Raw genomic sequence first — 25,658 nt, forward strand, 5'->3', positions numbered from 1 at the left:
ACGGGTCCGCCATCACGCAGCCGGAGCCATTCATGTCCAGAACGTCAATGCCTACCACCAACGATTGCGCCAATGGCTGGCCCGGTTTCATGGCGTGGCCTCGCGCTACTTGCCGAACTACCTGGGCTGGCATCGGGCACTTGATTGCGAACGAGTTACTACTGCTGAGCAATTGCTGCGCATCGCAGTTGGAGTCATCAATACGAAACGGTGACAGCGCCAAATATTTTGATGTTTGTCCGATCACGCTGACAAACGCGCGGGGAAAAACAGTGCTTGTAAGTCCGGCATCCGGACTTATCTTCGTTATGGTCTCGGGTGCTTCGTTCCACCTTTCTCCGTGTGTCTCCAGCTCAGTATCGACTGAGTTATTGGCCGCTGCCCCAACCAGGCAGCGGCATTTTTTTGCGTGCTTGCTTCCGCCGCCGATGCTCGAGCACTAACACTGTGCTCGCGGCACGGTGTACAATCCCCGCCGGCGCGGGCATGGCGAAATTGGTAGCCGCAGCAGACTTAAAATCTGCCGACGCAAGTCTTGCCGGTTCGATTCCGGCTGCCCGCACCACGATTTCAAGACCTCTACGCTGGCCCATCCATTGGTCTCGGCGCGTGGATGGTGTAGCATGCCGGACGGCGGTTTATCCGTTGCCGCCGCAGCATGAGGACACCAATTGAACATCACCATCAACGACGAACTCCGTGCCTTCGTCGATCCACTGACCGATATCGAATACGCCGCGCTCGAGCGCAGCCTCCAGGCCGAGGGCTGCCGCGACGCGCTGGTACTGTGGCGCGACACCCTGATCGACGGGCACAACCGCTACGAAATCTGCCAGAAGCACGGCATTCCCTTCCGCACCGTCCACAACAACAACTTCGCCTCGATCGACGACGTGATGCTGTGGATGATCGACAACCACCTGGCGCGCCGCAGCGTGTCCGATTTCCAGCGCGGCGTCCTTGCCCTCAAGAAAAAGGAAATCGTCACCGCGCGCATGGCCGAGCAGCTGGCCCAGGAGCCGCCGCAGCCGGAAGCCGACGACATGGACGCGCGCCCGCCGCCGCCGTGGAATACCCGCGAGGAAGTGGCCAAGGCCGCGCGCGTGTCGGCCAATACCATCAGCCAGATCGAACGCATCCAGAAGGCCGCGACGCCTGAATTGCGCGAGGCGGTGCGCACCGGCACCATCTCGATCAACGCCGCCGCCAACGTGGCCCAGCTCTCGGAGCAAGAGCAGAAGGCCGCTGTCGCCGGTGGACGCAAGGAGCTGCAGCAGGCCGCGCGCCAGGTGCGCGAGCAGAAGATGGCGACCCGGCCGAAGAAGGAGACCGCCTCCGGCGACCCGGCCGACGAGCTGGCCGCCGCGCGCGCCGAGATCGCCTCGCTGAAGGACCGCGTCGCAACCCTGCTGACCGAAAACGAAGTGCTCAAGCAGCGCCTGGTGCACGCCGGCGTAACACAATAAGCACAATAAGAAGGAGACCTTGCATGACGACCACCCGCATCATCCTGCCAAGCATTCTGGCCTGCGCCCTCGGCGCTGCCGCTTCTACTGCGCTGGCTGCGCCGGCCGCGCCGGCCACGGCGCCCGCTGAAGGTCAAGCCACTCAGCAGGCAGCCGGCGCGCTTGAGCTGGCGCGCTGGAAACAGACGGCAGGGCGGGTGACCATCATGCGCGACAAGTGGGGCATTCCCCACGTGTTCGGCAAGACCGACGCCGACGCCGTGTTCGGCCTGCTGTACGCGCAGGCCGAGGACGACTTCAACCGCGTCGAGCTCAACTACATCAATGCGATGGGCCGCCTGGCCGAGGTCGAGGGCGAAAAGCAGCTCATGCGCGACCTGCGCATGAAAATGTACATTTCGCCTGCCGACATGCAGGCCAAGTACGCCGCCAGCCCGGCCTGGCTGAAGGAGCTCATGAACGCCTTCGCCGACGGCCTGAACTACTACCTGCACACCCACCCGGAAGTGAAGCCGAAGCTGATCACCCGCTTCGAGCCCTGGATGGCGCTGAGCTTCAGCGAAGGCAGCATCGGCGGTGACATCGAGTCGATCGACCTGAAGGACCTGGAGCGCTTCTACGGCAAGCGCCCGCAGGCCACGATGGGCGTCAAGGTGGCCTCGCTGGACAACAGCCTCGACGCCGAGCCGCGCGGCTCCAACGGCTTCGCCATCGCGCCCAAGCTGTCCGCTTCGGGCAATGCGCTGCTGCTGATCAACCCGCACACCTCGTTCTACTTCCGTCCCGAGGTGCATATGGTCAGCGAACAGGGCCTGAATGCCTACGGCGCCGTGACCTGGGGCCAGTTCTTTATCTACCAGGGCTTCAACGACAAGGCCGGCTGGATGCACACCTCGGGCGGCGGCGACGTCATCGACGAGTACCTCGAAACCGTGGTCGAGAAGGACGGCAAATTCTTCTACAAGTACGGCAAGGAAGAGCGCCCGGTCCAGGCGCGCGCGATCACGCTGCCGTACCGGACCGCCTCGGGCGCCATGGCGAGCAAGACCATTACGGCCTACTTCACCCACCACGGCCCGATCGTGCGCGAGGAGGGTGGCAAGTGGGTGTCCGTCAAGATGATGGACGAGCCGCTCAAGGCGCTCACCCAGTCGTACAGCCGCACCAAGGCGCGCGACTACGACGCCTTCTACAAGGCGATGGAGTTGCGCACCAATTCCTCGAACAACACGGTGTACGCCGACGCGAAGGGCAATATCGCCTACTTCCACGGCAACTTCGTCCCGAAACGCGACCCGCGCTTCGACTGGAGCAAGCCGGTCGACGGCAGCACCCCCGCCACCGAATGGCAGGGCCTGCACGCCATCCAGGAAACCATCACCCTGTTCAACCCGGCCAGCGGCTACATCTCGAACACGAACAACTGGCCCTTCAGTTCCTCGGGCGCAAGCAGCCCGAAGCGCCAGGACTGGCCCGCCTACATGTGGTCGCTGCCGGAAAACGCGCGCGGCCGCCACGCCGAGCGCGTGCTCAAGGACGCCAAGGGCTTCACCCTCGACAGCCTGATCGCCGCCGCCTACGACAGCCACCTGACGGCCTTCGAGCCCCTGGTGCCGCAGCTGCTGAAGGACTACGATGCCTTGCCGGCGAACGACCCGCGCAAGGCGGCGCTGGCAGCCCAGGTGGCGGCGCTGCGCGGCTGGGACCTGCGCTTCGGGGTAGCCTCGGTACCGACCTCGCTGGCGATCTACTGGGGCCAGGACATGGTGGCCCAGCATGCCCCGCGCGCCCGCGCCGCCGGTGTGCCGACCATCGACTTCATCAGCGCCAGCCTCAATGCGGAAGAGCGCCTGGCCTCGCTGCAGCGCGCCAGCGACAAGCTGGCGGCCGACTTCGGCACCTGGCAAACGCCCTGGGGCGAGATCAACCGCTTCCAGCGCATCAGCGGCGACATCGACCAGCAGTACGACGACAGCAAGCCGAGCTGGCCGGTGGGCTTCGCCTCGGCCAATTGGGGCTCGCTGGCCTCGTTCGGCATGGTGGCCAAGCAAAAGACCAAGCGCATCTACGGCGACCGCGGCAACAGCTTCGTCGCGGTGGTGGAATTCGGCCCGCGCGTGCGCGCCAAGAGTATCCTTGCTGGTGGCAACAGCAATAACCCGGCCTCGAAACACTTCGCCGACCAGGCCGGGATGTACAGCCGCGGCGAGTTCAAGGACGTGCTGTTCTACAAGGAAGACATCGAGAAGCACCTGGAGCGCAAGTACCACCCGGGCATGTAGGGATCAACAGGAGCAGCGCAGATGCGGATGAGCGAGCGGCACAAGATGCTGGACGGGCAGCGCTACCACGCCAGTGATCCGGAACTGGTGGCCGAACAGGCCGTCACGGCCGCCTGGCTGGCGCGCTACAACGCCGCGCTTGGCCAGGGCGCCGTGGTCTGGCGCACGCTGCTGGCAGAGCGCCTGGCGGCATTGGGCGAGGGCAGCATCGTGCGACCTCCCTTCCACTGCGATTACGGCTGGAACATCCGCCTCGGCAGCCGGGTTTTCATCAACTTCAATTGCGTGATCCTCGACGTTGCCGCGGTCACGATCGGCGACGACACCCGCATCGGCCCGGCGGTCCAGATCTATACCGCCGAGCATCCCCTCGACGCGGCAGTGCGCCGCAGCGGGCTGGAATCCGGGCGGCCCGTGACGATCGGCCGCAATGTCTGGATCGGCGGTGGCGCGATCATCCTGCCCGGTGTGAGCATCGGCGACGATGCGGTGGTCGGCGCCGGCAGCGTGGTGACGCACGATGTCCCGGCCGGCGCCCGGGTGGCCGGCAATCCGGCCCATTGAAGGCAAAGCCGCTGGTGCCGGGGCAGCACCGCTTGTTATAATCCGGCAATTCTTCAACGTCTAATCGCAGTTTCAGGGCAGCGCCGTGGCTAAACTCTATTTCAGGTATTCGGCGATGAACGCCGGCAAATCCACTGCCCTGTTGCAGGTGGCGCACAACTACGAAGAGCAGGGCCAGGGGGTCAAGCTCTATACGGCGGCGATCGACAATCGTTACGGCGTCGGCCTGATCACCTCGCGCCTCGGGCCGCAGCGCCAGGTCGACCTGTTCGACAGCGACACCGATTTCCTGGCCAGTGCGCCGCCGGTGGCCTGCATCCTGGTCGACGAAGCCCAGTTCCTCAGCACGCTGCAGGTGCAGCAGCTGCACCAGGTGGCGCAGGTGCGCGGCATCCCGGTAATCTGTTATGGCCTGCGCAGCGACTTCCGCGGCGAGCCATTTCCCGGTTCGGCCTATCTGCTGGCGCTTGCCGACGACATCGAGGAAATCAAGAACATCTGCAGCTGCGGCAAGAAGGCGACCATGAACATTCGCGTCGATGCCGAAGGGCGCCGCATCCGCGAGGGCGAGCAGGTCAGTATCGGCGGCAACGAAAGCTACCGCCAGGCCTGCGGCCGCTGCTTCTACTCCGGCGCGCATTGAATCGCGCGGCAGATCTGCCGGACCATTGATCGCCGCAGATGAGCGACATCCTGCTGTACCTGCTTCCTTCGGCCGCGCTGGCGCTGCTGCTCTGGATCGGCTCGGGCGCGCATCCCTTCTTCTTCGTGTTCACGGTCGCCGGCACGCTGTGCCACGAGCTCGCGCATTTCTCGGTCGGCCTGCTCACCAATGCCGAGCCGGTCGGCCTGAGCGTCATCCCGAAGCGCATCAAGACACCGCGCGGCGGGGGAAGTTCGGGTCACAACTGGGAGCTCGGCTCGGTCACTTTCGCCAACCTGCGCTGGTACAACGCGGCGCCGAGCGCGCTGGCGCCGCTACTGGTGCTGGGCCTGCCGTTCGCGGTGGGCTGGTGGCGCACCCGCCACGGCCTGCTGTTCGAGCCGCTCGACCTGGCCTTGGCCTTGTTGCTGGCGCCGCAGTTCCTGTCGTTCTGGCCATCCCCGGTCGACTGGCGGCTGGCGGCGCGCTCCTGGCCCTGGATTCCGGTGCTGCTGCTTGCCGGTCTTGCCACGGTTTACGGCGCCGAGCTACTCCGGCTTGTAAAAGGGTGAGCAAAAGCGCAATGCCTGGCTTATGCCAGCCTTAATTGGCGGGCGTAAATGCGCAGATGGCGGCTCTGCCACCCGCTGGCTTCCTGTAGAATGGCCTTCAAAGGGCGTATTGACCGGCCTGCTTATCTACAGCGATCGCCGGTCGCGCCGAGGCACAGTGATTCCGTTTCGGAGAGACGACCAATGAAGAAGCACCACCTTGTCATGGCCGCAATGGCCTTTGCGATGTCCGCCCACGTGGTGACTGCCCAGCCCGAGAAAGCAGCGACGCTTGCTGCCGCCGTGCCTGCCAAGGCTGCCGGCGCAGGGGGCGGCGCCGGTTCGGCCGCCGCCACGCTGCAGCTCAAGCCGCTCGCCGAGCAGACCCAGGCGGCGTTGTGGGCATCGCGCGTGCTCGGCCGCTACCACTACAAGGCGGTGCCGCTCGACGATGCGATGTCGGTGAAGATCTTCGACAAGTTCTTCGAGGGGCTCGACAGCGAGAAGCTGTATTTCATCCAGGCCGACGTCGACGGGTTCGCCGCGATGCGCACCAAGATGGACGACGCGATCAACAACGAGAACCTCACCGTTCCGTTCGCCATCTACAATCTCTACCAGCAGCGCTTCACCGAGCGCATGAACTACGCGCGCCAGCTGCTCAAGACCCGGCCCGACTTCAGCCTGGACGAAGCGATCGAGCTCGACCGCGAGAAGTCGCCGTGGGCCAAGAGCGAAGACGAGGTCCGCGAACTCTGGCGCAAGCGCGTCAAGAATGACTGGCTGCGCCTGAAGCTCGCCGGCAAGGAAGACAAAGCCATCCGTGAGACGCTCGACAAGCGCTACGAGAACTACGTCAACCGGCTGCGCAAGCTGAACAACGAAGACGTGTTCCAGATGTTCATGAACGCCTACGCCACCGCAATCGAGCCGCACACCAATTACCTGGGCCCGCGCTCGGCCGACAACTTCGACATCGCCATGCGCCTGTCGCTGGAAGGCATCGGCGCCGTGCTGCAGTCGCGCGACGAATACACGGTCATCCGCGAAATCGTGCCGGGCAGCCCGGCCGCGCTGTCGGGCAAGCTGAAGGTGGGCGACCGCATCGTCGGCGTGGCCCAGGGCGACAAGCCGTTCACGGACGTGCTGGGCTGGCGCATCGACGACGTCGTGCAGCTGGTGCGTGGCGAGAAGAACACCACCGTGCGCCTCGACGTGCTGCCTGGCGATGCCGGTCCGGACGCCAAGCATGTCACCGTGACCATGGTGCGCAAGAAGATCAGCATGGAAGAGCAGGCCGCCAAGAAATCGATCATCGAAGTCAAGGATGGCGCCTTCAAGCGTCGCGTGGGTGTGATCTCGCTGCCGACCTTCTACCTCGATTTCGAGGCGCGCCGCCGCGGCGACAAGGATTACCGCAGCGCCACCCGCGACGTGGCCCGTATCCTCGGCGAACTCAAGAAAGACAAGGTGGACAACGTCCTGATCGACCTGCGCAACAACGGCGGCGGTTCGCTGACCGAGGCGATCGAACTGACCGGCCTGTTCATCGACAAGGGCCCGGTGGTGCAGCAGCGCGACGCGCAGGGCCGCATCGAGGTCGAGTCCGACCTGCAGCCCGGCCTGGCCTGGGACGGCCCGATCGGCGTGCTGATCAACCGCGGTTCGGCCTCGGCGTCGGAAATCTTCGCCGCCGCCGTCCAGGACTACGGCCGCGGCCTGGTCATCGGCGAGCCGAGCTTCGGCAAAGGTACTGTGCAGACCCTGATCGACCTGGACCGCTTCTCGCCGGCCGAGAAAGTGCGCTACGGCGAACTCAAGATGACCATCGCCCAGTTCTTCCGCATCAATGGCGGCACGACCCAGCTGCGCGGCGTGGTGCCGGACATCAAGCTGCCGGTACTGGCCGACATGGAAAGCTTTGGCGAATCGTCCTACGACAATGCGCTGCCATGGGTGGCGATCAAGCCGGCCAGCTACCAGGCAGCCGGCGATCTCAAGGAGCTGATCGGCCCGCTGCAGAAGCGCCATGAAGCCCGCATCGCGAAGGACAAGGAGTTCCAGTTCCTGCAGGAGGACATCGCCGAGGTGCTGAAAATCCGCAAGGAGAATTCGATCTCGCTGAACGAGACCGTACGCCGCAAGGAACGCGATTCCCAGGATGCCCGCGCCAAGTTGCGTGAAGCACGCCTGGCCGGCGCCAGCGGCATCAATACCGACGAGCCGGCAGCCGGCCCGGCGGGCAAGGAAGCGCGCGGCAAGGTGCCGGCGCCGACCAAGCCTGCCAAGGCCGTGACCGCCGTGCGCGGCGCGCCACGCCAGGATGACGGCCTGCAATACGACGAGCGTGACCTGGCGGCGGAACTGGCGGCCGAAAAAGCGGCCAAGGACGCCAAGGACATCCTGCTGCAGGAAGCCGCCAATATCCTGGCCGACGAAGTAGGCATGCTGCGTACCGATACCCGGATGGCGTCTCGCGCGATGCCCTATATGGCGACCCCGCGCAGCGGAAACTGAGGATCCTGGCGCGTAACGCGCCGCCTGCCGACCGGCACGATGGCCGGGCCTTGCACTGCAAGGTCCGGCCATTTTCTTTCCGCATCCGACTGCCGCACAGTTATTCCGTAGGTAACTTCGTGGTAGCACTGTGTTGTCTGTGAAGAAATTAAATGAGACAAGCGGTTACCGCTGTCTTTCACCGCCGGATACTTGCGGTAGGATCAATCCTACTTATTTTCGGGTGATTATCTGAAATTCATACCCCGCGCACTGTTGAGTTGCGCCAAAAGGAGCTTTTTTTACGGCTGTGTTAGCATGTCTCTACGGTTGTAAAAACAACAATTAAACATCGATTAAGGAGTTATTGCCATGCTAATTCGCCGTCTCGTGATTGCAAGCCTGATTGCTGGTGCCGCCACTGCCCAGGCCGGAACCATCACCACCCCAGCGGCGTCGCCGTCGAATGTCGTCAGCGGTTGGACCACCGGCAACGGTACCGACGTGCTGGGATCGGGCGTTCTGCAAGGTAACATGAACCTGGTTGCCGGCATCGCCCACAGCGCAGACGCCAGCTTGTCTGACCTGCTGATGGGTAAAGTGGCGGGCACCGTCGCCAACGTCGATGGCCAGACCAAACTGTTCTTCCAGCGCGGCATCGAAGCGAATTACCTGCTGGCTTCCGGCCATGGCATCCTGGCAGCGACCCAGGGTCTGGGCAAGTCGGTTGTCGCCGACGCCGATGGCGCCATCATTTCGGACGGCGTCAGCAAGGCGCCGGGCATGACGGGCGGCGGCAATAACAGCATTCCGGGCGCTGGCTCGGGCAACAGCGGCTCGAGCAACAGCGGCTCGAGCAACGGCGGCTCGAGCAACGGCGGCTCGAACAACAGCGGCTCGAACAACAGCGGCTCGAGCAACAGCGGCTCGAACAACAGCGGTTCGAGCAATAGTGGCAATAACGGCCAGGCCGGTTTGAATCCAGGCAATGGCCAACAGGACAGCATCATCCTCCCGCCACAGGCCAGCAATCCGAACGATAACGGCATGGCGATTCCAGCAGCAGACCTGGTCGCGGAAGTACCGGAACCATCCAGCATCGCCCTGATGTTGCTGGGCATGATCGGCGCCGGCGCGGTCACCCGTCGCCGCAGCCGCTGAATCCCCGCTGATTCCGCGTTACGCGCCCTGTGCAGGGTGTGGCCGCCCGCCCTGCATCGATGCAAAATTCTGACTAGGCGCCAACACTGTCGGGTACAATCCTTGTGAACGGTCGTGCTTTTCCGGGCGACGCCAATAAGGAGACGACATGGACCCGCACTACACGGACGAGGACCTGGCCTTTCGCGACCAGGTCCGCGCCTTCCTCGATTCCCACCTGCCGAAAGACTTGCAAGCCAAGGTGCTGAAACACCTGCGGCTGGACAAGGATGACTTCGTCCGCTGGCACAAGATTCTTGCGGAGCAAGGCTGGGTGGCGCCGGGCTGGCCCGTCGAGTTCGGCGGGCCTGGCTGGACCCCGATCCAGCGCCATATCTTCGAAGAGGAATGTGCCCGCGCGGGCACGCCGCGCGTGATGCCCTTCGGTATCGACATGGTCGCGCCCGTCATCATGGCCTTCGGCTCCCAGCAGCAGAAGGATTACTTCCTCCCGCGTATCCTCTCTTGTGAAGACTGGTGGTGCCAGGGCTATTCCGAACCGGGTTCGGGCTCCGACCTGGCCTCGCTCAAGACCCTGGCCGTGCGCGGCGTGGACGACGAGGGCGAGCACTACATCGTCAACGGCCAGAAAACCTGGACCACGCTGGCCCAGCACGCAGACATGATCTTTTGCCTGGTCCGCACCGACACCTCGGTGCGCAAGCAGGAGGGCATCTCCTTCCTGCTGATCGACATGCATGCGCCGGGCATCACCGTGCGCCCGATCGTCATGCTCGACGAAGACCACGAGGTGAACGAAGTCTTCTTCGACAATGTCCGGGTGCCGGCGGCGAACCTGGTGGGCCAGGAAAACCGCGGCTGGACCTACGCCAAGTACCTGCTGGGCCACGAGCGCACCGGCATCGCTGCGGTCGGCCGCAGCAAGCGCGAGCTGGCATTCCTGAAGCGCCTGGCGCGGCGCGAACAGAAGAGCGGCCGGCCGCTGCTCGAGGATCCGCTTTTCGGCGCCAAGGTCGCGGCGCTGGAAATCGAGCTGATGGCGCTCGAGATGACGGTGCTGCGCGTTCTCGCCCAAGAAAACAAGGCCCCCGGTCCGGAAGCTTCGGTACTGAAGGTGCGCGGCACCGACATCCAGCAGACGCTGACGGAACTGATGCTGGAGGCCGCCGGTCCAATGGCCTTGCCTTTCGATGCGGATTACCTGGCCGGCGAGACTGAACACAGCATTGCCGGCGACGACGATGCCGCGCCGCTTGCGTCCTACTACTTCAACTACCGCAAGACCTCCATCTACGGGGGCTCGAACGAGATCCAGCGTAACATCATCTCCCAGATGATCCTGGGGCTGTAAGGAGAATCCCGATGAATTTCGATGTCAACCCGGACCAGCTCCAGTTCGCCGACGCGCTCAAACGCTGGATCGGCCGCGACTACAGCTTCGAGCAGCGCCGCGCCATCGTCCGCTCGGACGCGGGCACGTCCAGCCGCGCCTGGGCCACGCTGGCCGAGCTGGGCATGACTGCGCTGCCGGTGCCGGAGGCGCAGGGCGGCTTCGACGGCACGGCGGTGGACCTGTACGTCGTCATGCGCGAACTGGGCCGCGGCCTGGTGGTGGAACCCTATTTCGCGACCGTGCTCGGCGCCCGTTTCCTCGCACTGGGAGGCGGCCATGGCGACGCCCTCGAAGGTGTCGCCACGGGCGAGCTGAAACTAGCCTGTGCGCTGGGGGAACGCCAGTCGCGCCACGAGCTGCGCGACATCGTCACGCGTGCCGAACCGGCGGGCGAGGGCTGGCGCCTGAGCGGCGCAAAGAGCGCCGTCGTGCATGGCGCCGAGGCGGGCCTGCTGATCGTTGCGGCGCGCAGCGCCGGCGGCCAGCGCGACGAAGCGGGCATCACCCTGTTCGCGGTGCCGGCCGACGCGCCCGGCGTACACGTGACCGGCTACCGCACGCTCGACGGCCAGCGGGCCGCCGAGATTCGCCTGGAGGGCGTGCAGTTGGGCATCGAGGCGCTGATCGGCGCGCCCGGCGCCGGCTGGGACATCCTGGAAGAGGCGGCCGACTACGGCGCCGGCCTGCTGTGCGCCGAAGCGCTGGGCGTGATGGAAGCGCTGTTCGACAGCACGCTCGACTACCTCAAGACACGCCAGCAATTCGGTGTTCCGATCGGCAAGTTCCAGGCGCTGCAGCACCGCATGGCCGATATGTTCATCCACCTGGAGCAGGCGCGCTCGATGGCGCTGCTGGCCGCCATGAAGCTCGATGGCACCGATGCCGCCGAGCGCCGCCGCGTGGTGTCCGCGGCCAAGTACCGTGTCGGCCAGGCGGCGCGTTTCATCGGCCAGCAGGCGGTGCAGCTGCATGGCGGCATGGGCGTGACCGACGAGCTGGCGGCCGCGCACTACTTCAAGCGCCTGTCGATGATCGAGCTGACCCTGGGCGACTGCGACCACCACCTGGCGCGCTTCATGGCCCAGCCTGGCTTCCAGCAGGCCGCGTGAGGAGGGCACATGAAGCGTCCATGGTATTTCGAAGATTTTTATCCGGGCCAGGAGATCGACCTGGGTGAGCGCGTGGTCAGCGAAGAAGAGATCATCGACTTTGCCCGCCAGTTCGACCCGCAGCCCTTTCACGTCGACCGCGAGGCGGGCGCCGCGTCGATCTACGGCGGCGTGATCGCCAGCGGCTGGCATACCTGCAGCATGATGATGCGGATGGTGGTCGATGGCCTGATGTGTTCGGCCTCGAGCATGGGTTCCCCCGGCCTCGACGGGGTGCGCTGGCTGCGTCCCGTGCACGGCGGCGACACGCTCAAGCTGCGCTACCTGACCACGCGCGTCAAGGCCTCGAACTCGAAACCGGACCGCGGCGTGGTGTGGTCGACGTGGACCGCGACCAACCAGCATGCCGAGGACATCTGCACCATCGAGGGGATGGGCATGTTCGGGCGCAGGCCACCCGATGGCGCGGGAGCAGCCGATGACTAGGACGATCGATTTTGCCGGGTTGCCGGAGCTGGTCGGGCGCGAGCTTGCGCTGTCCGACTGGTTCGACATCAAGCAGGAGCGCATCGACGCCTTTGCCGAGGCGACCGAAGACCGGCAGTGGATTCACGTCGACCCGGAGCGCTGCGCGCGCGAGTCGCCCTTCGGCGCGCCGGTGGCGCATGGCTTCCTGACGCTGTCGCTGCTGCCGGCCATGCTGGAGAGCGCGCTGCGCATCGAGGGCATGCGGATGGGCGTGAACTATGGACTGAACCGGGTGCGGTTTCCGGCGCCGCTGCCAAGCGGGAGCCGGGTGCGCGGGCGCTGGGTGCTCGCGGCGCTCGAGCCGGTCGCGGGTGGGGTGCAACTGACGTGGAGCGTCACCGTCGAATCGGAAGGGCAGGGCGGGAAGCCGGTGTGTGCGGCGGAATTCCTGGTGCGTGCTTACACCTGATTTTCGTAGGGTGGTCGGCTTCGCCGACCGCGCGTTCAGCTCACGGATGATTTGCCAGGACGCTCGCACTGTTTTCCCGCGCCCACCCTACGACGCATACTTCGCCAGCTCCAGCTTGGCCACCGCATTCCGGTGCACCTCGTCCGGCCCGTCGGCCAGGCGCAGCGTGCGATTGGCCGCCCACTGGTAAGCCAGCGGGAATTCTTCCGACACGCCCGCCGCGCCGTGCGCCTGGATCGCCCAGTCCAGCACGTCCTGCGCCACGTTCGGCGCCAGCACCTTGATCATCGCGATCTCCGCCTGCGCCAGCTTGTTGCCGACCGTGTCCATCATGTAGGCCGCCTTCAGCGTCAGCAGGCGCGCAGTGTCGATGCGGATGCGGGCTTCGGCGATGCGCTCGCGCCACACGCCCTGTTCCGAGAGCTTGCGTCCGAAGGCCACGCGGCTGTCCAGGCGCCGGCACATCAGCTCGAGCGCGCGCTCGGCCACGCCGATGGCGCGCATGCAGTGGTGGATACGGCCCGGCCCCAGGCGGCCCTGGGCGATTTCGAAGCCGCGGCCTTCACCCAGCAGCATGTTGGCCGCCGGTACCCGCACGTTCTCGAACAGCATCTCGCAGTGGCCGTGCGGCGCATCGTCATAGCCGAACACCGGCAGCGGGCGCACGATCGTGATGCCGGGGGTATCGGCCGGCACCACGATCATCGACTGCTGGCGGTGGCGCGGGGCAGCCGGATCGGTCTTGCCCATCACGATGAACACCTTGCAGCGCGGGTCGCCGGCGCCGGAAATCCACCATTTGTGGCCGTTGATGACGTAATCCTCACCGTCTCGTTCGATGCGGGTGGCGATGTTGGTGGCGTCCGACGAGGCGACGTCGGGTTCGGTCATGGCGAAGGCCGAGCGGATCTCGCCGCGCAGCAGCGGTTCGAGCCAGGTGCGCTTGATGTCCTCGGAGGCGTAGCGTTCCAGCGTCTCCATGTTGCCGGTATCGGGCGCCGCGCAGTTGAAGACTTCGGGCGCCCAGGGCACCCGGCCCATGATCTCGCACAGCGGCGCGTAGTCGAGGTTCGATAGGCCCGCCAAGGCGCGGGTCGACCGCGGCAGGAACAGATTCCACAACCCGGCCTCGCGCGCCAGCGGCTTGAGGCGCTCGATGAGCTCGAGCGGCAGCCAGCGCGTGCCCCGGTCGCGCGCGTTGGCGGCGATTTCCTCGGCGAAGGCGCGTTCGTTGGGGTAGATGTGCGCGTCCATGAAGGCGAGCAGGCGTGCCTGCAACTCCTGGCAGCGCTCCGAATAAGCGAAATCCATGTCCTGTCCTTGTCCTTGTCCTTGTTTGCGTTCAGCGGCTGCGCGAGGCGAACTGCCACGCCATCTCGGCCATCGGCCGCGCCGCCTTGCCGTTTTCCAGCGCTTGCGCGCTCGCGGCGGTGCCGTCGACGTAGCGCTTCATGATCCCTTGCATGATGCCGGCGAGCCGGAACATGTTGTAGGCCAGATAGAAGGCGAAGTCTTCCTCCCGGATAATCTTGCCGGTACGATCGCAGTAGCGCGCCACATAGTCTTCCATTGACGGGATGCCGAGCGCCGCCAGGTCGAGGCCCGCGATACCGCGGAAGCGCCCGGGCGGGATGTGCCAGCTCATGCAGTGGTAGGAAAAATCGGCCAGCGGGTGCCCCAGGGTGGAAAGTTCCCAGTCCAGCACCGCCAGGATGCGCGGTTCGGTCGGGTGGAAGATCATGTTGTCCAGCCGGTAGTCGCCATGCACGATGCTGGTGTCCTCGCCCGGCGGGATGTGCCGCGGCAGCCAGTCGATCAGGCGCTCCATCTCCTCGATCGGTTCCGTGACGGACGCCTGGTACTGTCTGGTCCAGCGCTCGATCTGGCGCGCGAAGTAGTTGCCCGGCTTGCCGTAGTCACCCAGGCCAAGCGCCGTGTAATCCACGGTATGCAGTTGGCTGATCACCCGGTTCTGCTCGTCGTAGATGGCGGCCCGTTCCTCGCGCGTCATGCCCGGCAGCGACTGGTCCCACAGCACCCGGCCCTCGACGCACTCCATCACGTAGAAGGCGCGCCCGATGATGGCTTCGTCCAGGCACAGCGCGACCTGGCGCGGCACAGGGAAGCCGGCGCCGTGCAAGGCCTGCATGACGCGGAATTCGCGGTCGATCGCGTGGGCCGAAGGCAGCAGCTTCGCGGCCGGCCCGGGCTTGGTGCGCAGGACGTAGCGGGCGCCGTGGTCACCGCGGCCGGTACTCAGCCTGAAGGTGGGGTTCGATTGGCCGCCCTTGAATTGCTCGACCTCGAGCGGGCCGCCGGGATAGCCGTCGACATGCGCGGCGAGCCAGGCGCCGAGGGCGGCGACGTCGAAGCGCTGGCGTTCGGACACGGGCTTGGTGCCCATCATTTCCTCGTACATCGCGTCTCCATTCCGATCATTGTTCTTTATTCTAGCGTGGAAGCGTACGGGCGTGCTATTTCTTTGTGTGGCTAGCGGCCGCGCTTGTATTGCTGGAACAGCTGTTCCATCGTGGTGACGCGCGCCTCAGGCTGCAAGGGCCCGGGCGGCACGTAGTTGACGAAGCGGATCACCCAGTCGAGCGGGTCGTCGCCGACGTCGAGCGCGTTGATGCAGCCTGCCGCCTGGGCCAGCGCGCCGAGGAACAGGCGCTGTCCGGTCAGGGCCAAGGACAGGATCGCGCAGTTCACGCCGCCATGCAACACCAGCAGCACCGTGTCCCAGTCGGGCTGCGCGCGCAGGCGCGCAATGGCGGGATGGACCCGGTCCATCATCGCGCCGACCGATTCACCGCCGAGGAAGCGCTGGTTTTCGTCCACCAGCCCCTCGAAAGCGCCGGTAAAGGCACGCCGCAGCTCGGCGTCAGGAATGCTCGAGAGGCGCCCGCCGCGGATCTCGTGCAGCTCGGGCCAAATCTCGGGAGACCGCGCAGGCGCGAGCTCCTGGCCGCTGGCGGCGAGCACCCGGCGTGCGGTTTCGATGGTGCGCGGCAGGTCCGAGGTGATCACGCGGTCGAAGCGCACGCCGGCTGCGCGGAACGCATGGCCGGCGCAATCGGCCTGGGCCCGGCCCGCCTCGTTCAGCGGCACGCTCTCCGGGAGAAAAGGTTTGCCGGTCTCGTCGAAGTAGGTAACGCTGCCATGGCGCATCAGGTAGATGCGACGTCGCTGGGCCGGCGTAAGAGTCTCGTCCATCGAACATCCTTGTGGTTTTTTCGAGGCCATCTTACACGCGATGCCATTTCGTCGAGGCGAAACAACGACACTTCATCGCCATGCGTTAATTCCATCAGTCAATTTTTGATGGTTCTGGCATAAAATGTTTGCTGCAAGATATAACTAAAAGGGATGTTCCATGGCAAGGCCGGAAAAAATTCGCCTCGGCGAGGTGCTGATCCAGCAGAAGCTGCTGTCGGAAGAGCAGCTCAACCAGGCGCTGGCGGACCAGAAGCGCACCGGGCGCAAGCTCGGCCGCGTGTTCGTCGAAAGCGGCTTTGTTACCGAAGAGCAGATCTCGGGCGCGCTGGCGCGCCAGCTGAACATCCCTTACATCAACCTCAAGTTCTATAACATCAACGCCGAGCTGGTGCGCCTGCTGCCGGAAACGGCCGCGCGCCGCTTCCGCGCCCTGGTGCTGGAAGACCGCCGCGAAACCCTGCTGGTGGGCGTGTCCGACCCGACCGACCTGTTCGCCTACGACGAGATCGCGCGCCTGCTGCGCAAGACCGTCGAGCTGGCGGTGGTCAACGAGACCGAGGTGCTGGGCGCGATCGACCGCATCTACCGCCGCACCGGCGAGATCACCGGCCTCGCACGCGAGGTCGAGCAGGACCTGGGCGACACCTCGATCGACTTCGGCGCGCTGGCCGCCAACCCGGGCCTGGAAGAGGCGCCCATCGTCAAGCTGCTGCAGTCGGTGTTCGACGATGCCGCCCAGGTGCGCGCCTCCGACATCCACATCGAGCCGCAGGACGGCCGCCTGCAGATCCGCTTCCGCATCGACGGCGTGCTGCACCTGCAGACCGAGGCCGACCTGAAGGTCGCGACGCCCCTTGCCCTGCGCCTCAAGCTGATGGCCGACCTCGACATCTCGGAAAAGCGCCTGCCGCAGGACGGCCGCTTCGCGGTCAAGGTGCGCAACCAGCGCATCGACGTGCGTATCTCGACCATGCCGACCCAGTACGGCGAGTCGGTCGTCATGCGTCTGCTGAACCAGGGCGGTACGACGCTGCGCCTGGATGCGATCGGCATGCCGCCGCGGATCGTGGAACGCTTCCGCGCGCTGGTCCAGCGTCCGAACGGCCTGGTGCTGGTCACAGGCCCCACCGGCAGCGGCAAGACCACCACCTTGTACAGCGCGCTGTCCGAGCTGAACTCGGTCGAGAAGAAGCTGATCACGGTCGAGGACCCGGTCGAATACCGCCTGAAGGGCGTCAACCAGGTGCAGGTGAACGACAAGATCGAGCTGTCGTTCGCCCGCGTGCTGCGCTCGGCGCTGCGCCAGGATCCGGACATCGTGCTGGTCGGCGAGATGCGCGACCAGGAAACTGCCCAGATCGGCCTGCGCGCCGCCATGACCGGCCACCTGGTGCTCTCGACCCTGCACACCAACGATGCCGCCTCGACCCCGCTGCGCCTGATGGACATGGGCGTGCCGCGCTACATGGTGGGCGGCTCGCTGCAGGCGGTGCTGGCCCAGCGCCTGGTGCGCGTGATCTGTGAAAGCTGCAGCACCCAATACCAGCCGACTCCCGGCGAAGTGACCTGGCTGCGCGCGGAGCTGGGCGAGCGCGCGGCCACCACCGCCTTCTTCCACGGGAAGGGCTGCTCGCACTGCAACGGCACCGGTTTCCGCGGCCGTACCGGTGTCTATGAACTGCTCGAGATGACGCGCGCCGTCACCGAGGCCGCCAACCATCCGGATCCGGGACACTTCCTGAAAGTGGCCCAGGCCGAGATGGAGGGCGAGACGCTGCGCCGCCACGGCGTGAGCCTGGCGGTGCAGGGCAGGACCACCATCGCCGAAGCCATGCGCATCAGTAACCAGTACGACGACTGATGCCGTATTTTTCCTACAAGGCGCGCAACGGCGCCGGCGAACTGATGCAGGGCATCCTCGAGGGCGCCGACAGCGGCGCCATCGCCGACCAGTTGTTCGGCAGCGGCGCCACGCCGATCGAGATCAGCCCCAGCCGCAAGGGGCCGGGCGCGAAAGAGGGCGGCGGAGGCCTTCTCGCGCGCCTGACGGAGAAAAAGGTCACGTCGATGGACGTGCAGCTGTTCAGCCGCCAGATCTACACGCTGCTCAAGTCCGGCGTGCCGATCATGCGCGGCCTGGCGGGGCTGCAGGAATCGGCCATTAACAAGTCATTCGCCAAGGTCATCAAGGATTTGCGCGAGTCGCTCGACGCGGGCCGCGAGCTGTCCACCGCGATGGCGCGCCATCCCAGGATCTTCGATACCTTCTACCTGTCGATGGTGCGGGTGGGCGAGATGACCGGCCGCCTGGAAGAAGTGTTCCTGCGCCTGTTCGACCACCTGGAATTCGACCGCGACATGCGCGAGCGGGTCAAGACCGCGATGCGCTACCCGACCTTCGTCGTGGCGGCGATGGCGATCGCGATGGTGATCGTGAACGTGTTCGTGATTCCGCAGTTCGCGGCGGTGTTCAAGTCCTTCAATGCCGAGCTGCCGCTGATGACGCGGATCCTCCTGGCGACCTCGCAGTTCACGGTCGCCTACTGGCCCGCCATGCTGGCCCTGGCGGGCGGCGCCGTGTTCGGCTTCCGTTCCTGGGTCGCCACCGCCAAGGGGCGGCTGGCCTGGGACCGGCACAAGCTGCGCATCCCGATCGCGGGCAAGATCATTCACAAGGCGACGATGGCGCGCTTCGCGCGCAGTTTCGCGCTGTCGACCCGCAGCGGGGTGCCGATCGTGCAGGCCCTGACGGTGGTGTCGCAGACCGCCGACAATGCCTGGCTCAGCGCGCGTATCGAGGGCATGCGCGACGGCGTCGAGCGCGGCGAGAGCATCCTGCGCACGTCCACTGCCGCCAATGTCTTCACGCCGATCGTGCTGCAGATGATCGCCGTGGGCGAGGAGTCCGGCTCGCTGGACGAACTGATGGACGAGATCGCGCAGATGTACGAGCGCGAGGTCGACTACGAGCTCAAGACCCTGTCGAGCCAGATCGAGCCGATCCTGATCACCTTCCTGGGTGTGATGGTGCTGGTGCTGGCCCTGGGCATCTTCTTGCCGATCTGGGACCTGGGCAAGGCTGCCCTGCATGGAGGCAAATGATAAAGCCGCGGGCAGTGCCCAGGCACCCCCGGGGAGCGACCCGCTTCGAGTTCGCGGTCTGCGTCATCTTGATTGGATTGCTGGCCGGCTTCCTGCTGGGCCGCCTGCTCGAATGGCGGGTGCAGTCGGAACGGACCGCCGCCTACCATGTCGTCGCGGCCATGCGCACTGCGCTGGCGGCGCGCACGGCGCAGCTTGGGGTGGCCGGCGGCGAGGAGGTCGCATTGGCATTAATGCAAGAAAATCCGATGAGCTGGCTCCAGCGCCATCCCGCAAATTACCTCGGAGAATACTATTCGCCCGACCTGGCAACGCTGCGCAAAGGCGCCTGGTTTTTTGACCGCACCGACCGAACCGTCAATTATTTGCTAAGTAGCGACACTTTTTCTTTTGAGACATCTAAATTGCTCAAATTCAAGGTAGAATTGTTCACATCGTCTCTTCCGGCCGGCAACATGGGGCAGGGCGGGACCCAAGGCACACTGGTCATCGACGAAGTCGGGGCCGGGTTCCACCAACCTCAAGACCGCGGGCTCAGATCCGCATCACTTCCACGGAGAGAAACAGAATGAACAAGTATTCCAGCAAGAGCTCGCAAGGTGGTTTCACCCTGATCGAACTGATCGTCGTGATCGTGATCCTGGGCATCCTGGCTGCGACCGCGCTGCCGAAGTTCGCCAGCCTGGGCGGCGATGCCCGCGTGGCCAGCCTGCGCGCCGCCAAGGGTGCAATGAGCGCAAGCGCATCGATGGTGCATGCCAAGTACCTGCTCAAGCCCGCCACCGGTCCGATCACCATCGAAGGTACGGCGGTTTCGCTCACCAACGGTTACCCGACTGCGGATCTCAATTTCGCCGCCGCTGCGGGCCTGAGCGCTTCGGACTACAAACTCGTCGTCGCTGGCACTGCGCTGACGGTTATTCCGCAGAGCGTTGCAGGCAATACGGCGCTCGAAGCCACCTGTTTCGTCCGCTACACGAGTGCTGCGGCGAACGCTGCTCCAACTTACACGGAAGCCTTGAGCAAGTGCGAATAAGGTAGAAGGTGAACCTGGCTGGCCCGCTGCTTCTGTAGCGGGCTTGTGCATTCTGAAGCCAGGTTTCACGCTGAACAAACCCGATCTCGTGAACGTCATGCAAAGCACTCATCCGCGTCCGTGTGTCGCGCGTGGTTTTACGATGGTCGAACTGATCATCGTGATGGTGCTCATCGGCATACTATCGGCCATTGCCGCCGGTCGGTTCTTCGATCGCAGCGGCTACGATTCCGCAGCCTTTGCCGACCAGGCGCGCGCCTTGCTGCGCTACGCGCAGAAGGCAGCCATCGCCCGCAATACCCCCGTGTACGTCCAGCTCGACGACAAGCGTATCGCCCTTTGCTACGCGGCGCCGCAGGGCAACTGCGCGCCGGCCGACCGCGTCGCCGCTCCCGGCAGCGGCCTGGGCGGGCCCCCTTCCGAGACCCATTGCCAGGATGAGCGCTGGTACTGCATCGGCCTGCCGCAAGACGTGCAGCTGTCTGCCGCCATGACCGAATTCGGCTTTGACGCCCTGGGTCGCCCAATCAACCCGAATGGCAGCTTCGACGGTCTCACCGTGACGATCGCCAGCCCCGGCGAATCAAGCAGCATTTCTGTCAACCAGGAAACCGGGTATGTCCAGTAAGCCCGGCAAGCCGATGGGAAAGCGGGCCCAGGCCGGCCTGACCCTGATCGAGCTGATCATGTTCATCGTGATCATCGGTGTCGCCTTGTCCGCCATCATCGGCGTGCTGAGCATCACCACCAAGGGCAGCGCCGACCCGCTGCGGCGCAAGCAGGCCTTGATGATCGCCGAAGGCCTGCTCGAAGAAGTGCAACTGGCGCGCTTCACTTTTTGCGACCCGACCGACGACAGGGCGGGCGACGAGACCGTCAAGGGCAGCGCCGACTGCACTGTGCCCGAGAACTGGGGCCCGGAGCCGGACGGCAAGCGCCCCTTCGACAATATCAACGACTATGCAGGCGCGGCAAACCTCGCCGCCAGCCCCTTCGACAACGCCGATGGCAAGCTGGCCGATGCCAACGGCGACCCGATGAACGTGGACGGCTACAGCGCTACGGTGACAGTGACCCCGGAATCGATCGGCGGTATCGGCGTGGCCGGCGCGGCGTCGGCCGACGCCGACGTGCTGCGCGTCCGGGTCGAGGTGCGCTACGACGGCGAGACGCTGGTTCTCGACGGCTATCGCACCCGCTACGCGCCGAATTTCCTATGAAACTGCCCCAGCCAATGCACCGCGCCGGCGGCTTCACGCTGATCGAGGCAGTGCTCGTGATCGTCATCATCGGCATCGTCGGGGCCATTGTCGCCGTGTTCATCCGCGCGCCGGTGCAGGGCTATGTCGATACGGCCGCACGCGCCGCCGCCAGCGACGAAGCCGACCTGGCGCTGCGCCGCATCGCGCGCGACCTGCGCCTGGCGCTGCCCAACAGCGTGCGCGTGAGCGACGACGGCAGCGCGGTCGAATTCCTGCTCACCAAAACCGGTGGGCGCTACCTGACGCTGGACGATGACGTCGACAATTTTCCTGTCCTCGACTTCGACAACGCCGACCAGCGCAGTTTCACCGCCGTGGGCGGCACCATGCGCCGCATCGAGCCGGGCGACTTCATCGTCGTCTACAACGTCGGCGATGCCGAAGACGGCGAGTCGGACGCCTACCGCTATGTCCCGAACGGCAAGGCCCTCAATATTGCGCAGGTCGAGGCCGTTGATGGCCCCGCGTCCAGCAATCCCGTGATTACCCTGGTGAACAACCCTTTCGCCACCCAGTCCACGCCGATGCGTTCGCCCAGCGACCGTTTCCAGGTCGTGACCGGCCCGGTCACCTATGCCTGCGAGCCGCGCCGGGATGGAGGCAATGAGCTGGTGCGCTACTGGGGCTACCCGATCGCAGGCACACAGCAGACCCCGCCTGCGGGCGATGCGCAACGCGCCGTGATCGCCGCGCGCGTGGCCGACTGTGCCCAGGTGTTCCGCTATGGCAGCGACGCGACCCGGCGCAGTGCGCTGGTGATCCTGAACCTGGCGCTACGCGCCGGCAACGACGACGATTCCCTGGTGCGGTTGGCCAGCCAGGTCCACGTCGACAACACGCCATGAAGCATCTCAATCAACTTGCCCGCACCCTGCGGCGCCAGGCCGGCGTCGGCCTGGTCACCGGCATCTTCCTGCTGGTGGTGCTGGCCGGCCTGGGCGTTGCCTCGGTCACCCTGTTCACCTCGCAGCAGGCCAGCGCCAACCTCGACCTCGAGGGCGCCAAGGCCTACCAGGCGGCGCGCGCCGGCATCGAGTGGGGCCTGTACGAACGGCTGCGCCAGGGGCGATGTACTGCCGGCAACTCCTTCGGCTTCCCGGTGGCGAGCGTGCTGGGCAGCTTCCGGGTGACGGTGAGCTGCACCGCGATCGACGAGCTCAAGAATGCCGAAGGCAATCCCGTCATGCGCTGGCGCATCGGCGCGGTGGCCTGCAACCAGCCGGTCGACGGCGCCTGCGGCCAGCAAGCCCCCAACAATCCCGATTACGTCCAACGCCGGCTCGAGGTAGAGATATGAAAACGCTATTCAATGTCACCCGTGCGGGACTGTGTGCCGGCCTGGCGGTCCTTGCCCTTCCAGCCGCGGCGACGCCGCTGGCCCTGACCAAGAGCTTCGAGGGCAACATCAACATCTCTGGCACGCAGGCGAGCGTGCAAAGCAAGAACAACGGCGCCAAGGCCTGCGAACTGCTTGCCAGCGCTGGGGCGAGCCTGACACTGCCGCCCGGGTCGAACGTCATCGCGGCCATCCTGTACTGGGTCGGCACCGGGCCGGTCGATACCGAGGTGCTGCTCAACGGCAGCAAGGTGACGGCCCCGAGCGACCGGCGCTACAGTTCGACCATCGATGGCCTGAGCTACTTCGCCGCGGCGGCCGACGTCACCACCCTGGTCAAGGGCAGGACCGCCTTTACGTTCAGCGGCCTGGACGTGTCGAAGGCCGACATCTACTGCGCCAAGCAGCAGAAGGAAAACGCGATGGTGGCCGGCTTCTCGCTTGCGGTGGTCTATGCGCGCGAGGGCGAGCCTTACCGCGCGGTCAATGTCTACGAAGGCCTGCACGCCATCAAGAACAGCAGCGTCACGGTGCAGATGGGCGACTACGTGCCGCCCGCCGTCAACACGGGCCTGGGTCGCCTCGCCTACATCGTCTGGGAAGGCGACAAGACCGGCCAGCAAAAGGGCGATTCGGTCAGCTTCGCCGGCGAGGTCCTGGAGGCCGCGCCCTACGTGCACAAGGACGACGCCTTCAATTCGAAGAGCGGCGCCAATGGTGACGAGACCAGCAACGGCATCGACTTCGATATCGTCAACCTGCCCAGCCTGCCGGCGTCCCCCGCCAATGCCAAGGCGGTGTTCACTACCCAGGACGACCGCGTGTTGCTCGGCACTGCCATCGCCGTCCTGCCTGCCAAACCTTCGGACCTGAGTATCAAGAAGACGGCCTCGGGCGAATTCAAGACCGGCAACGAGATCATCTATACCCTCAGCGTCACCAACGAGGGCGGCCGTGCCGACAGCAATGTGGAAGTCAAGGATACGCTGCCCGATGCAGTCGCCTTCGTGTCGGCCAGCGGTACCGACTGGACCTGTTCCGTGCTTGGCAAGACCGTCGCATGCAAATACGGCAAGCCACTCGCGGCCGGCGCCACCGCCAGCATCCAGCTCAAGGCGAAGATCACGGGCAACGGCAAGATCACGAATACCGCCACGGTGACGGGAACGGCCGACTCCGTCTCGGGTAACAATAGTTCGACGGCCGAGGGCAACGCCGGAGGCCCGCAGGTCGGGACCAATCCCTTCGTGTTCACGGTGGGCGAATGCAAGGACGGCGAGCCGATCAAGACCTCCGGCGATGGGGCTTGCACTTTGTTTACCGGCCCGGTCGTCGCCGGCAGCACGCCAGAGATTTATCTGACCCATGCGCTCAATGGCACTGCGAAGGCGGTCAGCGGCGCAATCAGTCTCGATGTGCGCTACAGCCTGCAGTGCAATAATCCGGAAAAGGGGGCAGGCACCATCGCCGTCTACGCGGGCAAGTCGCTGCCTGCCTGCATCGACAATGGCGCAGTCGTGAGTGACACCGACGGTGAAGCGGCGAAGCTGGAGCTGGAAGCTGGAAAGGCGTCGAAAAAGGCCACATTCTCGTACGCGGACGCGGGGCGCGTGACGCTGCAGATGCGCGACAGCGCCGGCAATGTCGCCAAGACCACCTTTATATCGATGCCGAAGAACCTGAGCGTGGTCTACCGGCGCGTGGTTGACGGCGCTCCCAATCCGCCGGCGCTTGACGGGTTCGGCTTTGCCGAGGCGGGCGAGCCCTTCCAGGCGATCGTGTCCGCCTATGCGATGGACGGAAAAACAATCCTGAAGAATTTTGGCAGGGAGTCGGGGGAATACGCCCTCACCAACAGGCTCGCCGTGCAGGCCGAACAGCCGAATCTGCTCGAGGCACAGGATGAATGGGATGGTGCGGGCTCGGTGGCCCGGACTTTCGTGTGGAACGACGTCGGTACGGCGAGCCTGGGCATCGCCTTCGGCGCCTATCTGGGCGCTGGAAAGGAGCTGGATATCACGGCTGTCCCTGTGGGCCGTTTCTACCCACAGTATTTCGAGACCGAGCTCACCGGCGGCTTCCCATGCCTCAAGCGCATGGCTTGCCCGGCCGCGGCGCCGGGCCTGATCACGCAGGCGGTTTTCTCGAAGCAGAAGTTCGATGCCACGGTCCGCGCCTACGGCCGCAACGGCCTGCTGCTGAGCTACGAGAACAAGCAGGACCTGATCCCCCGGATTTCCTTGGTGGCGGTAAGCGCGCCGGACAAGAATGGCAAGGCGCTCGACAAGTTCGTCGACGGCGACCCCGCAGCGAACATGGCGCGCAAGCTGAGCTACCGTCTTGCCACTGCCTACGACGCAAAGGCCGACGACAAGGCATCGCGCGACTGGACCCCGCCGAGCGCCGTGTACGCGCGGGCCGTGGCGCAGGAACAGCGCAGCGCGCCCGGCGGCGGCGCCGTCACGGTACAGATCAGCTCGCTGCGCGAAAAAGACAGCGTGGAAGGCGGGCTCATGGTTGTCAACGGAAGGCTGTTTGTGGCGAATACGATCGGCACCCCGCTGGCGAAGACCGCCGTGCCACTGCGGGCCCAGTACTGGAGCGGCATGGGGTGGGAGCAGAACAGCGCCGTCGAGCAGGAGCAGGCGGTGATGGGCTCGGTGGATTTCTTGAAATGCCGGCGCAGCCTGCGTCCGTCAGGGGTCACCGGCGATGCCTGCGACCTCGGCATCGTCAAGCTGGTCGGCGTGGAGGCCGGCGTCAAGGAAGTGGCGCTGCCGATGCTCAAAAACGGCAAGGCCAACCTCATTCTGGCGCCTGTCGGCGACAAGAGCGGCAACGTCGACCTGTTCGTCAATGGCGAGGAATACCTGCCGAGCACATTCGGCCGCGTCAGCTTCGGGAGCTTCAAAAGCCCCGTGATCTATGTGCGCGAGATGTATTGACAACGAAACGTGGCAAAGAGCCCCAAAAACGCCTTTGTTTTGTGGGACAACCCCACATTTTGTGATCGCAGGCGGCTAGGCTTGAATATAATCAAGTCTTTGCCGTACCGAATCATTTTCGCGATCACAGTCTGCCTGCATGCGTTTTTTTAAGAGAGC

General features: G+C 65.1%; 23 protein-coding genes, 1 tRNA gene and 1 pseudogene. 22 read left to right on the plus strand and 3 right to left on the minus strand.

Going from position 1 to position 25,658, the window contains the following annotated elements; all coding sequences use genetic code 11:
- From AC56LU_RS22370 to AC56LU_RS22430, 13 genes and pseudogenes are all read left to right on the plus strand, one after another.
- Window positions 1–214 (plus strand): annotated as a pseudogene (locus tag AC56LU_RS22370) (IS1595 family transposase); the annotation flags it as partial.
- Window positions 215–480: 266 nt separating this feature from the next.
- Window positions 481–565 (plus strand) — tRNA-Leu (locus AC56LU_RS22375).
- Window positions 566–671: 106 nt separating this feature from the next.
- Window positions 672–1,466: a hypothetical protein gene (locus AC56LU_RS22380; RefSeq protein WP_497177803.1), complete on the plus strand. Its 795-nt coding sequence runs from the start codon at window positions 672–674 to the stop codon at window positions 1,464–1,466.
- 23 nt (window positions 1,467–1,489) lie between these two features.
- On the plus strand, window positions 1,490–3,748 hold the full coding sequence (locus AC56LU_RS22385; protein WP_497177804.1) for a penicillin acylase family protein: 2,259 nt from the start codon (window positions 1,490–1,492) through the stop codon (window positions 3,746–3,748).
- Window positions 3,749–3,769: 21 nt separating this feature from the next.
- Window positions 3,770–4,312, plus strand: coding sequence for a sugar O-acetyltransferase (locus AC56LU_RS22390; RefSeq protein WP_497177805.1), 543 nt, complete (start codon window positions 3,770–3,772; stop codon window positions 4,310–4,312).
- Between the two features lie 85 nt (window positions 4,313–4,397).
- On the plus strand, window positions 4,398–4,955 hold the full coding sequence (locus AC56LU_RS22395) for a thymidine kinase (RefSeq protein ID WP_497177806.1): 558 nt from the start codon (window positions 4,398–4,400) through the stop codon (window positions 4,953–4,955).
- A gap of 38 nt (window positions 4,956–4,993) precedes the next feature.
- Window positions 4,994–5,527 carry a hypothetical protein gene (locus AC56LU_RS22400; RefSeq protein WP_497177807.1) on the plus strand — a complete coding sequence of 178 codons (534 nt, stop codon included), beginning with the start codon at window positions 4,994–4,996 and terminating at the stop codon, window positions 5,525–5,527.
- A 183-nt stretch (window positions 5,528–5,710) separates the two neighbouring features.
- Window positions 5,711–8,023 carry a carboxy terminal-processing peptidase gene (locus AC56LU_RS22405; protein ID WP_497177808.1) on the plus strand — a complete coding sequence of 771 codons (2,313 nt, stop codon included), beginning with the start codon at window positions 5,711–5,713 and terminating at the stop codon, window positions 8,021–8,023.
- A gap of 351 nt (window positions 8,024–8,374) precedes the next feature.
- On the plus strand, window positions 8,375–9,163 hold the full coding sequence (locus AC56LU_RS22410) for a PEP-CTERM sorting domain-containing protein (protein ID WP_497177809.1): 789 nt from the start codon (window positions 8,375–8,377) through the stop codon (window positions 9,161–9,163).
- Window positions 9,164–9,311: 148 nt separating this feature from the next.
- A complete protein-coding gene (locus AC56LU_RS22415; RefSeq protein ID WP_497177810.1) occupies window positions 9,312–10,514 on the plus strand; it encodes an acyl-CoA dehydrogenase family protein in 1,203 nt (400 codons plus the stop codon).
- A gap of 11 nt (window positions 10,515–10,525) precedes the next feature.
- Window positions 10,526–11,665 carry an acyl-CoA dehydrogenase family protein gene (locus AC56LU_RS22420; RefSeq protein WP_497177811.1) on the plus strand — a complete coding sequence of 380 codons (1,140 nt, stop codon included), beginning with the start codon at window positions 10,526–10,528 and terminating at the stop codon, window positions 11,663–11,665.
- Between the two features lie 9 nt (window positions 11,666–11,674).
- Entirely contained in the window at window positions 11,675–12,151 is a 477-nt protein-coding gene (locus tag AC56LU_RS22425; protein WP_497177812.1) for a MaoC family dehydratase, read from the plus strand.
- Complete coding sequence (locus AC56LU_RS22430; protein ID WP_497177813.1) at window positions 12,144–12,602, plus strand: MaoC family dehydratase; 459 nt, start codon at window positions 12,144–12,146, stop codon at window positions 12,600–12,602. The genes AC56LU_RS22425 and AC56LU_RS22430 overlap by 8 nt, the downstream gene beginning before the upstream one ends.
- A gap of 87 nt (window positions 12,603–12,689) precedes the next feature.
- Here AC56LU_RS22430 and AC56LU_RS22435 read toward each other — a convergent pair whose 3' ends face one another.
- The 3 genes from AC56LU_RS22435 to AC56LU_RS22445 all read right to left on the minus strand — a co-directional run bounded on the left by AC56LU_RS22435 (window position 12,690) and on the right by AC56LU_RS22445 (window position 15,815).
- Complete coding sequence (locus tag AC56LU_RS22435; protein ID WP_497177814.1) at window positions 12,690–13,913, minus strand: acyl-CoA dehydrogenase family protein; 1,224 nt, start codon at window positions 13,911–13,913, stop codon at window positions 12,690–12,692.
- 31 nt (window positions 13,914–13,944) lie between these two features.
- A complete protein-coding gene (locus AC56LU_RS22440; RefSeq protein WP_497177815.1) occupies window positions 13,945–15,021 on the minus strand; it encodes a phosphotransferase in 1,077 nt (358 codons plus the stop codon).
- Window positions 15,022–15,092: 71 nt separating this feature from the next.
- Window positions 15,093–15,815 (minus strand): histidine phosphatase family protein, encoded by a 723-nt coding sequence (locus tag AC56LU_RS22445; protein WP_497177816.1) that lies wholly within the window; start codon window positions 15,813–15,815, stop codon window positions 15,093–15,095.
- 160 nt (window positions 15,816–15,975) lie between these two features.
- Between AC56LU_RS22445 and AC56LU_RS22450 the strand changes: the two genes are divergently transcribed.
- From AC56LU_RS22450 to AC56LU_RS22490, 9 genes are all read left to right on the plus strand, one after another.
- Complete coding sequence (locus tag AC56LU_RS22450) at window positions 15,976–17,679, plus strand: GspE/PulE family protein (RefSeq protein WP_497177817.1); 1,704 nt, start codon at window positions 15,976–15,978, stop codon at window positions 17,677–17,679.
- The gene (locus tag AC56LU_RS22455) at window positions 17,679–18,920 is read left to right on the plus strand and encodes a type II secretion system F family protein (protein WP_497177818.1); all 1,242 of its coding nucleotides are present in this window, start codon (window positions 17,679–17,681) and stop codon (window positions 18,918–18,920) included. The genes AC56LU_RS22450 and AC56LU_RS22455 overlap by 1 nt, the downstream gene beginning before the upstream one ends.
- A 68-nt stretch (window positions 18,921–18,988) precedes the next feature.
- Window positions 18,989–19,492, plus strand: coding sequence for a hypothetical protein (locus AC56LU_RS22460; protein WP_497177819.1), 504 nt, complete (start codon window positions 18,989–18,991; stop codon window positions 19,490–19,492).
- Window positions 19,489–19,956 carry a type II secretion system protein gene (locus AC56LU_RS22465; RefSeq protein ID WP_497177820.1) on the plus strand — a complete coding sequence of 156 codons (468 nt, stop codon included), beginning with the start codon at window positions 19,489–19,491 and terminating at the stop codon, window positions 19,954–19,956. Before AC56LU_RS22460 ends, AC56LU_RS22465 begins: the two co-directional genes overlap by 4 nt.
- Window positions 19,957–20,053: 97 nt before the next feature.
- On the plus strand, window positions 20,054–20,584 hold the full coding sequence (locus AC56LU_RS22470; RefSeq protein ID WP_497177821.1) for a prepilin-type N-terminal cleavage/methylation domain-containing protein: 531 nt from the start codon (window positions 20,054–20,056) through the stop codon (window positions 20,582–20,584).
- Window positions 20,574–21,176 (plus strand): type II secretion system protein, encoded by a 603-nt coding sequence (locus AC56LU_RS22475; RefSeq protein WP_497177822.1) that lies wholly within the window; start codon window positions 20,574–20,576, stop codon window positions 21,174–21,176. The genes AC56LU_RS22470 and AC56LU_RS22475 overlap by 11 nt, the downstream gene beginning before the upstream one ends.
- A complete protein-coding gene (locus AC56LU_RS22480; RefSeq protein WP_497177823.1) occupies window positions 21,173–22,063 on the plus strand; it encodes a prepilin-type N-terminal cleavage/methylation domain-containing protein in 891 nt (296 codons plus the stop codon). The genes AC56LU_RS22475 and AC56LU_RS22480 overlap by 4 nt, the downstream gene beginning before the upstream one ends.
- Complete coding sequence (locus AC56LU_RS22485) at window positions 22,060–22,515, plus strand: pilus assembly PilX family protein (RefSeq protein WP_497177824.1); 456 nt, start codon at window positions 22,060–22,062, stop codon at window positions 22,513–22,515. Before AC56LU_RS22480 ends, AC56LU_RS22485 begins: the two co-directional genes overlap by 4 nt.
- Window positions 22,512–25,499 (plus strand): hypothetical protein, encoded by a 2,988-nt coding sequence (locus AC56LU_RS22490; RefSeq protein WP_497177825.1) that lies wholly within the window; start codon window positions 22,512–22,514, stop codon window positions 25,497–25,499. The genes AC56LU_RS22485 and AC56LU_RS22490 overlap by 4 nt, the downstream gene beginning before the upstream one ends.
- The last annotated feature ends 159 nt before the right edge of the window (window positions 25,500–25,658 follow it).

Source organism: Telluria sp. PB2R4 (assembly GCF_059685695.1).